We start from the raw sequence: 14,479 nt of genomic DNA on the forward strand, positions 1-14,479 counted from the left end.
GCAAGCGGCAGCCGGGTCGAGTTCGCGTTCTTCTCGCCCCTATCCCACTGGCATCAATTTATGCCCGAGGCGTCCATCTGAGTTCGCTGCTCCGTGCCGGCAGTTCAACTATGCACCTCACCCCTTCACCCCGCCCGCGGTGAGGCCGGAGATGATCTTGCGCTGGAAGATCAGGACGAGGATGACAAGCGGCACGGTGACGATCACCGATGCGGCCATGATGTTGCCCCACGGGATCTCGAACTGCGAGTTGCCGGAGAGCAGCGCGATCGCCACCGGCACGGTTCGCTGCTCGTTGCTGGAGGTAAACGTCAGGGCGAACAGGAACTCGTTCCACGCACCGATGAAGGCGAGAAGCCCGGTGGTCGCCAGCGCCGGCCACATCAGCGGCAGGAAGACGCGGCTGATGATGATCCACGGCGTGGCGCCATCGAGGATCGCCGCTTCCTCCAGCTCGATCGGCAGGTCGCGAACGAAGGCGGTGAGCACCCAGACGGTGAACGGCAAGGTGAAGATCATGTAGGACAAGATCAGCGCAAACGGCGAATTGTAGAGGCCGAAGGTGCGGATCAGCTCGAAAAGACCGGCAAGCACCGCCAATTGCGGGAACATCGAGACGGACAGGATGATGAGGAGCAGCGCCGAACGGCCTCTGAAGCGGATGCGCGCCAGCGCATAGGCGGCGGTGACGCCCAGGAACAGCGAAATGACGACGACGGCGCTCGAGATGAACAGCGAGTTCACGAGGTTGCGCAGGAAGGTCCCCTCGGTGAACACGGTTCTGTAATTGCTGAAGGTAATCGTCGTCGGCCAATAGTCGATCTGGAAGAGCGCCGTCCCCGATTTCAGGCTGGTGATGATGGCGTAGTAAAACGGAAACACCGCGACGACGACGATGACGGCGACGAGGAGGTAGAAAGCCGTGCGCTTGACGATCCACATGATCAATAGTCCTTGTCCAGTCTTATCCGGCCGAGCCAAAGAACGAGCATGGTCAGTAGAGCGAGGATAAGGAAGAGAAGCGTCGAGGCGGCGGAACCGTAAGCGAACTTGTCGAACTCAAACAGGCTCTCGCGGGCGAACACCGACATCGACTTGGTATGCATGTTGTTTGGCGTAAGCACGTAGATCAGATCGAAGATGCGCAGGGCATCGAGACCGCGAAAGATCATGGCCACCATCAACGCCGGCCGGATGAGCGGCAAGGTGATCTTCCAGAAAATTCTCCACGCTCCGACGCCGTCGAGCTTGGCGACCTCATAGATTTCCTGTGGAAGCATCTGGAGGCCGGCGAGAATGAGAAGCGCCATGAACGGGGTCGCTTTCCAGATGTCGACAACGAGGACGGCGACCATCGCCGTGTCGGCGCTGGCCGTCCAGGCGATTTTTGTGCTGATCAGGCCGAGCTTGAGCAGGATGTCGTTGATGATGCCGAACTGGTCGTTGAGCATCCACTGCCACATCTTAGCCGACACGATCGTCGGGATCGCCCAAGGGATGAGGATAGCGGCGCGTACGATACCGCGGCCGCGAAACCTGGCGTTGAGCACCAGCGCGACGATCATGCCGAGCACCGTCTCGCAGGTCACCGAAATCACCGCGAAGCGCACCGTGTTCCAGACGGCGCGCCACCAGACCGGATCGGCGAGCAGCCCGTCATAGACGACTCGGCCGCTCGGCATTTGCAGGACGGAGAAATAATTGGCGAAGCCAACCCAGCGGCGGGCTTCCAGGTCGGCGAGCGAGGCATCGGTGAAGCCGAAATAGATCGTGCGCGTCAACGGCCAGCCGGCAACGGCGGCGAGCACGATGAGCATCGGGGCAAGCAGCAGCCATGCCGAGCGCACACGCTGACGCGCCAGCAGCGAGCCTGAGCGCGGCGAGGTCACCACGCGGTGCCCTTGAGCCTGGTCAAGGAGAACTCCAGATCGGCAAGATTGTCGGCGGCCGTGCCTTCGCCGGAAATGGTGTTGTGGACGGCGGTCCAGAACTCGCTCGATGCCTCATTGTACCTGCTCTTGGCCTGGGCCGAGGGACGCGGCACCGCGTTGAGGACGACTTCCTTCCAGCGCGGGATAACCGGCTGCGCGCTGGCGATGTCGGCATCGTCATAGAGTGCCTCGATGGTCGGCAGATATGCCCCCTTCAAGGCGCGGTACTTCTGCATCTGAGGCGAGGCGATCCATTTGACCAGCTCGATCGCTGCATCCGGGTTCTTCGAATATTTGGAAACCGCGAGATTCCAGCCGCCAAGCGTTGCTGCCGGGCGGGCGCCCTCACCCGACCCCGGCGGCAGCGTCGTCACCTCGAACTTGCCTTTGATGGGTGAGCTTTCGCTGTTGCCAAGCGCGTAGGCGTAGGGCCAGTTGCGCATGAAGACGGCGTTGCCGGTCTGCCAGACACCGCGCGACTCTTCTTCCTGGTAGGCCAGAACGCCGGGCGGCGAGATGGTTCCCACCCAGCTCCTCGCCATTTCCAGCGCCGCAACTGCTTGCGGATTGTTGATGGAGATCGTGCCGTCCGGTTCGATAATCTGGCCGCCGCCGTTCGACTTCACCCATTCGAGTGCATCGCAAGTCAGCCCCTCATAGGCGTTGCCCTGGAAAACGAAGCCCCACATGTCCTTGTTGCCGGCCTCGCGCTCCTTGTCCATGACCAGCTTGGCGGTGTCGGCAAGCTCGGCCCAGCTGGCCGGGACCCTGGCGCCGTATTTGTCGAGGAGATCCTTGCGGTAGTAGAGCGCCGGAGCGTCGGTGAATATCGGCAAGGCGACCAGCTTGCCGTCCACGGTCTGCGATTTGATGATCGATGGGAAATGGGCGCCAACGACATCCTTGGTCGCTTCGGTCAGGTCGATGAACTGCCTTGCAAGCTGGGGGGCCCAGATGATGTCTGTTTGATAGACGTCGACGTCGCTGCTTCCGGCGGCGAGCCAGAGCCGGTATTGGCCAAACTGGTCCGTCGCCGAGGGCGGCAGCGGAACGACGCTAACCTTGTTGCCGGTCTTCTTCTCGTATTGATCGAGGATCTCGCGAAGGATTCGCTGGCCGTTGCCGGTGTCGCCGGACACCATGGCGAGGTCGACAGCCCGCGCCGGCCCGGCCGCCAGAACTGCCGCCACGGCAAATGCAGCAAATGCGGGACGAAATTTCATGATGGCGGACCTCCCTTTGGAGCTTCAGGCCGGGCAACAGAAACCACATCGATGCCCGACACCGTCTCCGCACACCGGCAGCTCACAAGACGTGTATTCGCCCACCAGCACTGAACTACAAAGATACGCCTTGGTTCCCAACACGGAGCGTCCGGTGCCACGCGGTAGCCTCCGGCTGGCCCCAACGCCGCCGGGAATTGCCGCTGGCATTGGCGAAGGCGATGGTTCAAGAAGGGATCAACGACAGGCTTTCCTTCATGTCTTCCATCCGCCCGCTGATCCCCCTCCTGATCGCCGCCGGCATCCTGCTCGGCGGCAACGGCCTGCAGAGCACCTTGATTGCGTTGCGTGGTGCGCAGGAGGGTTTTCCCGCTTCCTCAATCGGCCTGATGGGCACGTTCTATTTCGCCGGCTTTTTGCTTGGCTGCCTTGCCGTGACCCGCATCATGAAGTCGGTCGGCCATGTGCGCGCCTTTTCGGCATTGGCGGCGATCGCCTCGGCGGGAACGCTGCTTCTGGTGCTGGTCATCGATCCGGTGATGTGGTGCGCCGTGCGCTTCGCCGGCGGGTTCTGCTTTGCCGGCCTGTTCACCATCATGGAAGCCTGGCTGAATTCCGGCGTCACCAACACCGACCGGGCGCGGGTGCTTGCCATCTACCGGATGGTCGACATCGGCTCGGTGACTGGCGCCCAGTTCCTGATCCCGATCTTTGGCGCCGGCGGCTTTGCCATCTTCGCCATCATGTCGATGATGATCACCGTTTCGCTGGTGCCGGTTTCGCTCGGCGACCGCTCCAATCCGACGCCGCCGGAAGACGTCAAGCTCGATTTGGCGCGCGTCTGGCGGATCTCGCCGCTCGGCTGCTTCGGCTGTATCGCCGTCGGCGTCACCAACAGCGCCTTCCGCACCCTGTCGCCGGTCTATGCCGAGCAGATCGGCATGTCGGTTGCCGACGTCGTCACCTTCGTCAGCGTCGGCATTTTCGGCGGCGCCATCATCCAGTACCCGCTTGGCTATCTCTCCGACCGCTGGGACCGGCGCTCGGTGCTGCTGATGACGACGTGCTGTGCGATGGTGGCGGCACTGGCGCTGGCGTTCGTGGCTGGCGGCAGTCCGTTCCTCAACTTCCTGCTCGTCTTCATCTTCGGCTGCTTCGCCATGCCGCTCTATTCGCTGTCGGCGGCGCATTCCAACGACCGCGCCGACAAGGGCGAGTTCGTGTTGATCAATGCAGCCTTGATGCTGTTTTATTCCTTCGGCGCCATAGGCGGGCCGTTCGCAGCCTCGACGGCGATGCAATTTTTCGGGCCGAGCGCGCTGTTCGTGTTCAGCGCCACCGTCTATGCGATCTTCGTGGCCGTCATCCTTTACCGGATGCAGGCGCGCTCCGCCGTGCCGGCCACCCATCGCAGCCGTTTTACGGCGCTGTTGCGCACGTCGACGGTTTTTGCCCGGTTGGCGAAGCGGAATGCCGATCCCGATGAACCGGCAAAGCCTGGATAGAGGTGCTTGCGCTTGACGAAAGCGCGCGCGGCTGAAATTGAAGGAGACCCTAGTCCCTTGCCAAAAGCGATTTGATGCACGTCATCACCACCCAGAAAGAACTCGAGACCGCTATTGCCGCTTTCGAAAAGGCGGAATTCGTCACCGTCGATACCGAATTTATTCGCGAAACGACCTTCTGGCCGATCCTGTGCCTGATCCAGATGGCAGCGCCCGGGGTGACGGCGCTGATCGATCCGCTGTCGCCCGACATCGACCTGAAACCGTTCTTCAGGCTGATGGCTAACGAGGCGATCGTCAAAGTCTTTCATGCGGCGCGGCAGGACATCGAAATCATCGTGCATCTCGGCGATCTGGTGCCGCATCCGGTGTTCGACACACAGGTCGCGGCGATGGTCTGCGGCTTCGGCGACAGCGTTTCCTACGACCAGCTGGTGCAGCGCATCACCGGCGCGCGGCTCGACAAGTCCTCGCGCTTCACCGACTGGCGCCACCGTCCGCTGTCCGAAAAGCAGCTCGACTATGCGCTCGCCGACGTCACCCACCTGATCGAGGTCTACAAGCATCTCAGCGCCGAGCTGGTGCGGGAAAACCGCGCCCACTGGCTGAACGAGGAAATGGACGTGCTGACCTCGCGCGAGACCTACGATCCGCATCCAGAGGATGCCTGGAAGCGGCTCAAGATGCGGCTGCGCAAGCCGCAGGAACTGGCGATCGTGCAGGCGGTGGCCGCCTGGCGCGAACGCGAAGCGCGCGAGCGCGACGTGCCGCGCGGCCGGGTGCTCAAGGACGATGCGATCTACGAAGTGGCGCAGCAGGCGCCGCGCGACGCTGCGGCGCTGAGCAAGCTGCGTACCACGCCGAAGGGCTGGGAGCGCTCGTCGACGGCGACTGCACTGCTTGGCGCGGTAAACGCTGCCCTTGCCCTGCCCAGGGAAGAGATGCCGAAGCTGCCGAAGAGCTTCCAGCCGCCGGAGGGGTCAAGCGCGGCTGCGGAGTTGCTGAAGGTGCTGTTGCGGATCGTTGCCGAAAAGGAGGGCGTCGCATCCAAGGTACTCGCCTCCAGTGACGACATCGACCGCATCGCTGCCGAGGGCGAGGAAGCCGACGTGCCGGCATTGCAAGGCTGGCGGCGCGCCGTCTTTGGCGAAGCCGCGCTCAAGCTGGTGCGCGGCGAACTCGCCATCAGGTTCGACAAGCGCAAGATCGCGGTGTTCGATTTGTAGCCTTGAGCTTGCTCAAACCAAGCCGAGCAGATGCAGCGCTAGCCATATCCAGCCAAGTGCAAGAACGACCGCGCCCAGGTAGAATGCCCTGCTGCGCAGGATTATCCGATTGCTGGTCAAGTGGACCGATGCGTGAAGATAGCGGGAGACGACAAAGATCCACATCAGTGCCAAAGTCAGATAATTGACGCCATTGGTCACGTGCAGCGTCAAGCATAAGACGTAGAAAAGCACCGGCAGTTCGAACTGGTTGCTCAGATTGTTGGCGACGGTGATACTGGACCCAGGCTCCGTCGAGCGCGTCTTGAACTGGCCGGTCTTGGCTTCGCCCGATCTGACCGCGCCATGGCGGCGCCGGCCCATTACGACATAGACGATATAGACCAGCAGCACCTGCGCCAGCATCGGCCAGAAGATCGCGGTCTGGTTCAAGACGCCCCCTGTCGTTGTCACCCAGCCTTCAAGGCCGTTTCTGAGCCATCAGAATGAAAGCCGCAATGACGGTCACCGGTATCGCCAGCAGGGCGAATTTGGTGACGATCAGCGCCGAGGCGAAGGATAGCGAATCCGGATTGGCCGACAGGAAATCGGACAAAAGACGAGCCACGGCGATGTTCTGGGCATAGTCGGTAAGCAGGTATGGCAGCACCAGCACAACCGCGAATATCGACTGGGTTTGCGCAGGCAGTGCACGGAAGTTCTTCAGCCGCCGGCCCGTGGCCAGGATCAGGCTTACCATCGTCAGCGACAGCAGCGCCGGAAACAGCAGGTCGAAGGTCAGGTAATGCCAGACGAGGATAATCTCGCTGCCGCGCCGGCCGAGGGCCGTCAGCCAGGCCATGCCCTCATCCGGGGTGAAACCGGCATAGCGCATGTCGAGCGACGGCAGACCGCCGCTCAATTGGCGAAAATAGAGGAACTCCATCGCCGTCATGATGATGAAAACCGCCACGGCGGCGACACAGAGTGCGGCCGCGTGGCGCGACAGCCGCAGGATCATTGCCGCCAGATTGCGCCAAGACGCATGACGGTCAGGCTCCGCCAGGATAATTCGGGCTTTCGCGGGTAATCGTGACGTCATGGGCGTGGCTTTCACGAAGTCCGGCATTGGATATCCGCACAAAAGTGGCGCGCTCGCGGAAATCGGCAAGGTCGCGGCCACCGACATAACCCATAGCGGCTTTCAGGCCGCCTGCAAGCTGGTGCAGCACGCCAGACACAGGTCCTTTGTATGGGACCTGCCCTTCGATGCCTTCCGGGACCAGTTTCAGCGTGTCGCGCACCTCGGCCTGGAAGTAACGATCGGCGGAGCCGCGTGCCATCGCGCCGACCGAGCCCATGCCGCGATAGGCTTTGAAGGAGCGGCCCTGGTGCAGATAGACCTCGCCCGGGCTCTCGTCGGTGCCGGCCAGCAGCGAGCCGATCATCGCCGCGCTGGCGCCGGCGGCCAGTGCCTTGGCGAGATCGCCCGAATATTTGATGCCGCCATCGGCAATGACCGACACGCCCGATTTCTGCGCCGTCTCGACCGCCGACATGATTGCCGAGAGCTGCGGCACGCCGACGCCGGCGACGATGCGGGTGGTGCAGATGGAGCCTGGTCCGATGCCGACCTTGACCGCGTCGGCGCCGGCATCGATCAGGGCCAAGGTGCCTTCCGCGGTGGCGACGTTGCCGGCCAGGATGCGAACCGAGTTGGACAGCTTCTTGGCCCGCGTCACCGCATCCAGAACGCGCTGCGAATGACCGTGCGCGGTGTCGATCACCAGAAGGTCGACGCCGGCGTCGATGAGGCGCTCGGCCCGTTCGAAACCGTCATCGCCGACGCTGGTGGCGGCGGCGGCGCGCAAGCGTCCCTGCGCATCCTTGGTGGCGTGCGGATTGAGCTGCGACTTCTCGATGTCCTTGACCGTGATAAGCCCGACGCAATTGCCGTCCCGGTCGACCACGACCAGCTTCTCGATGCGGTGCTGGTGGAGCAGCCGCTTGGCCTCGTCCTGATCGACGTTCTCCTTGACCGTGATCAGGTTCTCGCGGGTCATCAGTTCATAGACCTTTTGCGCCGGATCGGAGGCGAAGCGCACGTCGCGGTTGGTCAGGATGCCGACCAGCCGGCCGACCGTGTGACCGCCGGTGCCGCCGTTCTCGACCACCGGAATGCCTGAGATGCTGTAGGTGCGCATCAGACCCAGCGCATCGGCAAGCGTCGCCTCGGGACCGATGGTGACGGGGTTGACCACCATGCCGGATTCGAATTTCTTCACCTGCCGCACCTGCTCGGCCTGTTCGGCCGGCGAGAAATTGCGGTGGATGACACCGATGCCGCCGGCCTGGGCCATGGCGATGGCGAGCCGCGCCTCGGTAACCGTGTCCATGGCGGCCGACAGGATCGGCACGTTGAGTTCGATGTCGCCGGCGATGCGGGTGCGGATGTCGGTCTCGCCGGGCATGACCTCGGAATGACCCGGCTGCAGCAGCACGTCGTCAAAGGTCAGCGCCAGTGCGCCGGTGGACGTCTCGATGATTTTTGCCATTGCCAGCCCTCGGAATGCAGTAAAGGCGCTCGCCCTGATGGACAGCGCCGACTCGTCTTCTTCCCTTTCAGGATTGGCGCTGGCTCGTAACACGTCCCGTCGCCGTTGAAAAGCCGATGGTTGTGTAGTGGCAAAGCTGCATTTGCCGCAGGTGCTGCAAGACTTGCGGTCGCACAAACGTGACAGCAAATTAATGCGACATCCGGGCCAAGCCATGATAACCGCCCTACCTGTCGGTTTGGCCCCCCAAGGCCGGCAGGCAATCGCGACGCACATTTCAAGGCCGGATCCATCGTGAACCGCACCATTCCGCTTATCCTGGCGGTCGCTCTATTCATGGAAAACATGGATTCGACCGTCATTGCGACATCGTTGCCGGCTATCGCCATCGACATCCACACCAACCCGATCGCGCTCAAGCTCGCGCTGACCGCCTATCTGGTTTCGCTGGCGATCTTCATTCCGATCAGCGGCTGGATGGCCGACCGCTTTGGGGCCAAGAATGTCTTCCGTGCCGCGATCGCCGTGTTCATCGTCGGTTCGGTCGCGTGCGCCATGTCCAATTCGCTGCCGGCTTTCGTGGTCTCACGCTTCCTGCAAGGCATTGGCGGCGCCATGATGACGCCGGTTGGGCGCCTGGTGCTGGTACGCGCAACGCCGAAAAGCGAACTTGTCGCCGCCATGTCATGGCTGACCGTTCCGGCTCTGGTCGGCCCGCTGGTCGGCCCGCCGGTCGGCGGCTTCATCACGACCTATTTTTCCTGGCACTGGATTTTTCTGATCAATGTGCCGATCGGCCTGATCGGCATCTGGCTGGCCACGCGTTTCCTGCCAAAGACCGACCCTGCCGAGACACCGCCGCTCGATTTCACCGGCTTCGTGCTGAGCGGGCTGGCGGCATCGGGCATCGTGTTCGGCCTCTCGGTGGTCAGCCTGCCGGCTCTGCCGCCCGCTGCCGGCTTTTTCACCGTTGCCGTCGGGCTGGCTTCGGCGGTGCTTTACCTGCTGCACGCGCGCCGCGCCAAGAATCCGCTGCTGGCGCTCGAGCTGTTTCGCAATCGGGTGTTCCGCTCGTCGGTGCTCGGCGGCGGACTGTTCCGCATCGGCATCGGTGCCGTACCTTTCCTGTTGCCGCTGATGTTCCAGATCGGTTTCGGGCTGACGCCGTTCCAGTCCGGTATGATCACCTTCGTCTCGGCAATCGGCGCCATAGGCATGAAATTCGTCACCGCGCTGATCTTCAGGGTCGCCGGCTTCCGCCGTGTGCTGATTTCAGGCTCGCTCATCGCTGCCGCGTCCATCGCCATCAACGGCCTGTTCACACCCGACACGTCCTATGGGCTGATCCTCGCCATGCTGCTCGCCGGGGGCTTCATCCGCTCGATGTTCTTCACCGGCATCAATGCGCTTGCCTACGCCGAGATTTCGGCCGCCGACACCAGCAAGGCGACGCCGATCACGGCGGTGTTCCAGCAGTTGGCGATCGCGCTCGGCGTCGCGCTGGCCGGCGGTATCCTGGAAGTGTCGACCAAAATCCATGGCGGCCCGTTGACGCTGAGCGACTTCCACACCGCCTTCTTCATCGTGGCGGCGGTGTCGGCGGCGGCCTCGCTGTCGTTCATGCGGCTGGCGCCGGACGCCGGCAATGCGTGTCGGGACATGGCAGGTTGACGCCGCCGAAGACGCTGGAGCCGGTGAGCCCGCCGGGGAGTTGAGGACCCTTCCCTTCTCCCCTTGTGGGAGAAGGTGGATCGGCGCGCAGCGCCGAGACGGTTGAGGGGTGTTGGAAGAAATGAGGCGATGATAACTGCAAGCGTGTTGCCAAGCTGGAACACCCCTCATCCGACCTCGCTTCGCGAGGCCACCTTCTCCCACAAGGGGAGAAGGAAAGCGCGCTAGCCCTTAAAATCCTTCGCCAGCAGATATAGCTCCACCGATTCGTCGCGCGAGGCCGGCGGCTTGACGTGATGGACCGAGCGGAAATTCCGCTTCAGCCTTGCCAGCAATTCGTTCTCGGCGCCGCCCTGAAACGTCTTGGCGAGGAAATGCCCGCCCGGCTTCAATACCGACAGCGCGAAATCGGCCGCCACCTCGCACAGATGCATGGTGCGGATGTGGTCGGTCCGCTTGTGGCCGGTGGTCGGTGCGGCCATGTCGGAAAGCACGATATCCGGCGGCCCGCCCAGCGTCTCGGCCAGCTTCTGCGGCGCCTGCGGATCGAGGAAATCCATCAGCAGCACCGGCGCGCCCGGCACCGCGTCCATCTCGAGATAGTCGATGCCGACGACGTTCGGGTGTTCCGCGGCAGATTTGGTACGTGCGGCGGCGACCTGGCACCAGCCACCGGGTGCCGCGCCAAGGTCGATCACCTTCATGCCGGGCTTGAGCAAATGGTGCTTGTCGTCGATCTCGATCAGCTTATAGGCCGCGCGCGAGCGATAACCGTCGGCCTTCGAACGCTGGACATAAGGATCGTTGATGTGGCGCTGCAGCCAGCGGCGCGACGATTCCTTCAGCCCGCTTTTCTTCTTGATCTTCGTCTTCAGCACGCGAATGCCGGCGGAGCTCGGTCTTTCCGGTTTCTTGGTCATTGCTTGATTGCCTGTTTGAGCATGATCTTGTCCGAAAACCGGCAGCCACTTTTCGGGATCATGCTCTGCCCCGCCCACTGTTGCGCCAGACGCCGTCGTCGGCCATCAATTCGCTCAATATGCCCTCGCGCAGGCCGCGGTCGGCGACACGCAGCCGCTCCGACGGCCAGACGGCACGGATCGCCTCCAATATGGCGCAGCCGGCCAGAACCAAGTCGGCGCGGTCGGCGCCGATGCAAGGGTTGGCGACGCGCTGCTGGAAATCCCAGCCGACCAGCTTTTCGACCATGCGATCAACGCTGTGGCGATCCATCCACAGCCCGTCGACGCGGCGGCGGTCGTAGCGTTCGAGATCGAGGTGGACGCCGGCCAGCGTCGTCACCGTGCCCGAGGTGCCGAGCAAATGGAATTTCGGGCTGGACAGGAGGTGGCTCAGCCGGTCGCGCCCGTCGAAGGCACGCAGCCGCATTGCGACATCCTCGACCATGGCGCCAAAGATCTCGCGCGTTACCGTGCGGCCGCCAAAACGCTCGGCCAGCGAGACGACGCCGACCGGCAGCGAGGTCCACGAGACGATATGGTTGGCAAGCCTCGGCGAGCGCTGGCCGGTGAGGTCGATCAGCGCGATTTCGGACGAGCCGCCGCCGATGTCGAACAGCACGACCCCTTGCGTGTCGCGCTCGACCAGCGAGCCGCAGCCCGACACCGCCAGCCGCGCCTCGGTCTGGCGGTCGATGATCTCGAGCTTCAGGCCGGCCTCGCGCTCGACGCGCTCGAGGAACTCGACGCCGTTGGCGGCGGTGCGACAGGCCTCGGTGGCGATCAGCCTGGCCTTCCTGACCTTGCGGTTGCGCAATTTGTCACCGCAGATCTTCAGCGCTTCGACCGCGCGGTCCATTGCGGCGTCGCCGAGCCGGCCATTGGCGGTAAGGCCCTCGCCCAGCCTGACGATGCGCGAGAACGCATCGATGACGCGGAACTGGCCATGACGCGTCGGCACCGCGACCAGCAGGCGGCAATTGTTGGTACCGAGGTCGAGTGCGGCAAATACCGGCAATTCCTGCAGCGGTGGCGGCGTGCGGGCACCTTGCCCCGGCCTTGGCGAGGCTGGAGGCAATTGCGCGATCGAAGCCGATTGCGCGATCGAAGATGGGGGCGCGATCAAAGCCGCTGGCTGGGGCTGGCGAGCGGCCGGGGCCTCGCCGGCGGTGGAAGTGCCTGTTGCCACCGGACGAGTCTCGTCGCGTGCGAAAACCTTGCGCCCGCGCCGGCGCTTGCGCCGCTTCTTGGGTTTGCCGTTCTGATGCGGGCCGTTCTGACCCTTGTGATCGTGGGACGTGTCGCCAGCCTGTCCATTGCCGGACCGGGGCTGCACCTGACGGCCGTAGCGTCCGGTGGATGGGCTTGCCTGGCCGGACGGCGTCGGCGAACCCCTGGACACGCCCACTTCCGGCGCGCCAGCGCCGGCGTCGTGGTCTTCCACTGTCGTTCCTTCCGGCGCCGCGCGAACCGAGACCGGACGCAGCAGGCGCTTTTACATGTTCAAGTTGCGGCCAGACTATCAGCGCCGGGCCGGATCACCAAGAGTGCTCGCGGCGAATTTTGCCGGCGGCGTGAAGGCGGCGACGTCGGTGACCCCTTCTCCCCTTGTGGGAGAAGGTGGCCGAGCGAAGCTCGGTCGGATGAGGGGTGCTGGACGGATCGCGGCGTCGAAGATGTAAGCCGTTCAGATCACTCGATTTTTTCGAGCCGAGTTTCTTCCGACACCCCTCATCCGGCTCGGCGCTGCGCGCCGATCCACCTTCTCCCACAAGGGGAGAAGGAAAGGCGCGAGCGCCGCGACGCGCGTTCCCGGTTGAATAGCCGGCTTCAATGAGGCATTTCTGAAATGAATCATTCGGGACCGCGGGCGGTTTTCCTGCTGCGAACCGGAAAACGGGTACGGGCTGCAACGCATGATCGTCAGGCCATGAACTGGAGGCGCTATTTCTGGCCCGTCATCGGCATCGCCGCGGTGGTGTTCTCGCTGTGGCTGCTGCTGCACGAATTGCGCGGCATCTCGCTCGACGACGTCTGGGCCGGCATAGTCGCCATCCCGGCGCGCGGCTGGGTGCTGGCGGCGCTGAGCTCGGTCATCGCCTATGCCTCGCTCGCCGGCTACGACCACATCGCGCTGCTGCACATCGGCAAAAAAGTTTCGTGGCTGTTCGTCACCTTCTGCTCGTTCACCACCTACGCGCTGTCGCACAATATCGGCGGCTCGGTGTTTTCCGGTGCGGTGGTCCGCTACCGCGCCTACGGCACCAAGGGCCTGACCGGGCAGGATGTCGGCGTTCTGGTGGCGATCTGCTGGATCACCTTCGTGCTGTCGACGCTGTTCGTCTCAAGCATCGTCCTGCTGCTCGAGCCCGAGGTGATCGACCGGTTTTCCGGCACGCCGCATCACAAGCTGTCGCAAGCCGCCGGGCTCGCCATGCTGCTCGTGGTGGCGGCCTATGTGTTCGGCAGCTGGCTGCATCTGAGGCCGCTGAGGATCGGCAGCTTTCAGCTGCACTACCCGGCGCTGCCGATCGTCGCGCGGCAATTGCTGGTCGGCCCGATCGAGCTGCTGGCGGCGGCGGCGATCATCTTCTTCGCCCTGCCCGCCGCCGGCAATCCCGGCTATTTCGTCGTGCTCGGCGTTTTCCTGGTGTCGTTCTCGATCGCGCAGATCTCGCATGCGCCGGGCGGGCTCGGCGTCTTCGAGGTGGTGTTCCTCGCCGGCTTGTCACATATGGACCAGGTCGGCGTGCTGGCGGCACTGCTGGTATTTCGGCTGTTCTACCTGATCATCCCGCTGCTGATCGCGCTCGGCGTGGTGCTCTATTTCGAGCGCTCGCAATTCAGCCGGAGTGAGAGTTGAAGCGCCGGAAGCCAGCAATTGAACCCAGACACAGGGTTGACTATTTTCCGGCGGCGGCTACAAGGCACGCGCGGCGACATCGTCGCCCTGCCGCGCGGTTTTCAACAGCCACGCCTGCTGGGGAATAGGTTAACGGTAGACCCACGGACTCTGACTCCGTTAGTCCTGGTTCGAATCCAGGTTCCCCAGCCAGTTCCCTTCGATCCAATCCGAGATTTCAAAGGCTCAGCGCGTTTGTGAAACTGTGCGGGGCGGCCACCCCATCACAGGTGCGCCGCGTATTTAGCTCTGCGGTACCTAAAACGGGATTGCCGATTGCTGGATATCGAAGCTGATTCTATTCGCGAGCCGAAGCTCTTACGAGATTTCGATCGGTAATTTCTCTCTCCCGTTCGATCGAGTTCAACCGATCTTCCCGCCATTTTTCCAATCGCTTATCGTTTTCCTGAAGCAATTTGCGGTTGGCTTGTTCGATCGCATCCTGGGACTTCCTTTCGGGGTTCATTCCAGCCATTGTCGCCTCCTAGCTTCTGGCTAGAGGATAACACACATCTGGGGGGATGGTTC

12 protein-coding genes, 1 tRNA gene and 1 pseudogene are annotated in these 14,479 nt (G+C 63.1%); 5 read left to right on the forward strand and 9 right to left on the reverse strand.

Going from position 1 to position 14,479, the window contains the following annotated elements:
• Window positions 1–117: 117 nt before the first annotated feature.
• From AC0L2Y_RS11120 to AC0L2Y_RS11130, 3 genes are all read right to left on the reverse strand, one after another.
• A complete protein-coding gene (locus AC0L2Y_RS11120; protein WP_473556025.1) occupies window positions 118–942 on the reverse strand; it encodes a carbohydrate ABC transporter permease in 825 nt (274 codons plus the stop codon).
• Window positions 943–944: 2 nt separating this feature from the next.
• A complete protein-coding gene (locus AC0L2Y_RS11125; protein WP_473556084.1) occupies window positions 945–1,817 on the reverse strand; it encodes a carbohydrate ABC transporter permease in 873 nt (290 codons plus the stop codon).
• 68 nt (window positions 1,818–1,885) lie between these two features.
• On the reverse strand, window positions 1,886–3,154 hold the full coding sequence (locus AC0L2Y_RS11130) for an ABC transporter substrate-binding protein (RefSeq protein ID WP_473556026.1): 1,269 nt from the start codon (window positions 3,152–3,154) through the stop codon (window positions 1,886–1,888).
• A gap of 257 nt (window positions 3,155–3,411) precedes the next feature.
• Between AC0L2Y_RS11130 and AC0L2Y_RS11135 the strand changes: the two genes are divergently transcribed.
• Complete coding sequence (locus AC0L2Y_RS11135) at window positions 3,412–4,659, forward strand: MFS transporter (protein WP_473556085.1); 1,248 nt, start codon at window positions 3,412–3,414, stop codon at window positions 4,657–4,659.
• Window positions 4,660–4,733: 74 nt separating this feature from the next.
• On the forward strand, window positions 4,734–5,885 hold the full coding sequence (gene rnd, locus AC0L2Y_RS11140; protein ID WP_023674454.1) for a ribonuclease D: 1,152 nt from the start codon (window positions 4,734–4,736) through the stop codon (window positions 5,883–5,885).
• Window positions 5,886–5,897: 12 nt separating this feature from the next.
• Here rnd and AC0L2Y_RS11145 read toward each other — a convergent pair whose 3' ends face one another.
• Genes AC0L2Y_RS11145 through guaB form a run of 3 tightly spaced genes read right to left on the reverse strand, consistent with a single transcriptional unit; the run spans window position 5,898 to window position 8,419 of the window.
• Complete coding sequence (locus AC0L2Y_RS11145; protein WP_352491835.1) at window positions 5,898–6,317, reverse strand: MAPEG family protein; 420 nt, start codon at window positions 6,315–6,317, stop codon at window positions 5,898–5,900.
• A gap of 28 nt (window positions 6,318–6,345) precedes the next feature.
• Window positions 6,346–6,885, reverse strand: a complete 540-nt coding sequence (locus tag AC0L2Y_RS11150) for a hypothetical protein (RefSeq protein WP_352491924.1) — start codon at window positions 6,883–6,885, stop codon at window positions 6,346–6,348.
• 31 nt (window positions 6,886–6,916) lie between these two features.
• Window positions 6,917–8,419, reverse strand: coding sequence for an IMP dehydrogenase (gene guaB, locus AC0L2Y_RS11155; protein ID WP_473556027.1), 1,503 nt, complete (start codon window positions 8,417–8,419; stop codon window positions 6,917–6,919).
• A gap of 294 nt (window positions 8,420–8,713) precedes the next feature.
• Here guaB and AC0L2Y_RS11160 point away from each other — a divergent pair.
• A pseudogene (locus AC0L2Y_RS11160) lies at window positions 8,714–10,134 on the forward strand (MFS transporter).
• Window positions 10,135–10,314: 180 nt separating this feature from the next.
• Here AC0L2Y_RS11160 and AC0L2Y_RS11165 read toward each other — a convergent pair.
• Entirely contained in the window at window positions 10,315–11,010 is a 696-nt protein-coding gene (locus tag AC0L2Y_RS11165; RefSeq protein ID WP_473556029.1) for an RlmE family RNA methyltransferase, read from the reverse strand.
• 58 nt (window positions 11,011–11,068) lie between these two features.
• Window positions 11,069–12,493 carry a Ppx/GppA phosphatase family protein gene (locus AC0L2Y_RS11170; RefSeq protein WP_473556031.1) on the reverse strand — a complete coding sequence of 475 codons (1,425 nt, stop codon included), beginning with the start codon at window positions 12,491–12,493 and terminating at the stop codon, window positions 11,069–11,071.
• Window positions 12,494–12,979: 486 nt separating this feature from the next.
• Here AC0L2Y_RS11170 and AC0L2Y_RS11175 point away from each other — a divergent pair, with 486 nt between their 5' ends.
• Both AC0L2Y_RS11175 and AC0L2Y_RS11180 read left to right on the forward strand, forming a co-directional pair.
• Complete coding sequence (locus AC0L2Y_RS11175; RefSeq protein ID WP_473556033.1) at window positions 12,980–13,912, forward strand: lysylphosphatidylglycerol synthase domain-containing protein; 933 nt, start codon at window positions 12,980–12,982, stop codon at window positions 13,910–13,912.
• A 118-nt stretch (window positions 13,913–14,030) separates the two neighbouring features.
• Window positions 14,031–14,104, forward strand: a tRNA-Gln gene (locus AC0L2Y_RS11180).
• Window positions 14,105–14,249: 145 nt separating this feature from the next.
• Here the strand turns inward: AC0L2Y_RS11180 and AC0L2Y_RS11185 are convergent.
• The gene (locus AC0L2Y_RS11185; RefSeq protein WP_473556035.1) at window positions 14,250–14,426 is read right to left on the reverse strand and encodes a hypothetical protein; all 177 of its coding nucleotides are present in this window, start codon (window positions 14,424–14,426) and stop codon (window positions 14,250–14,252) included.
• Window positions 14,427–14,479 lie beyond the last annotated feature (53 nt).

This window comes from Mesorhizobium sp. WSM4830, assembly GCF_055811495.1.

Excerpts from the sequence above, each read along its gene's own strand:
- AC0L2Y_RS11130 (WP_473556026.1), bottom strand. The coding sequence starts at position 3,154 with ATGAAATTTCGTCCCGCATTTGCTGCATTTGCCGTGGCGGCAGTTCTG.
- AC0L2Y_RS11185 (WP_473556035.1), bottom strand. The coding sequence starts at position 14,426 with ATGGCTGGAATGAACCCCGAAAGGAAGTCCCAGGATGCGATCGAACAA.
- guaB (WP_473556027.1), bottom strand. The coding sequence starts at position 8,419 with ATGGCAAAAATCATCGAGACGTCCACCGGCGCACTGGCGCTGACCTTT.
- AC0L2Y_RS11150 (WP_352491924.1), bottom strand. The coding sequence starts at position 6,885 with ATGATCCTGCGGCTGTCGCGCCACGCGGCCGCACTCTGTGTCGCCGCC.
- AC0L2Y_RS11135 (WP_473556085.1), top strand. The coding sequence starts at position 3,412 with ATGTCTTCCATCCGCCCGCTGATCCCCCTCCTGATCGCCGCCGGCATC.
- AC0L2Y_RS11120 (WP_473556025.1), bottom strand. The coding sequence starts at position 942 with ATGTGGATCGTCAAGCGCACGGCTTTCTACCTCCTCGTCGCCGTCATC.
- AC0L2Y_RS11125 (WP_473556084.1), bottom strand. The coding sequence starts at position 1,817 with ATGCTCATCGTGCTCGCCGCCGTTGCCGGCTGGCCGTTGACGCGCACG.
- AC0L2Y_RS11175 (WP_473556033.1), top strand. The coding sequence starts at position 12,980 with ATGAACTGGAGGCGCTATTTCTGGCCCGTCATCGGCATCGCCGCGGTG.
- AC0L2Y_RS11165 (WP_473556029.1), bottom strand. The coding sequence starts at position 11,010 with ATGACCAAGAAACCGGAAAGACCGAGCTCCGCCGGCATTCGCGTGCTG.
- rnd (WP_023674454.1), top strand. The coding sequence starts at position 4,734 with ATGCACGTCATCACCACCCAGAAAGAACTCGAGACCGCTATTGCCGCT.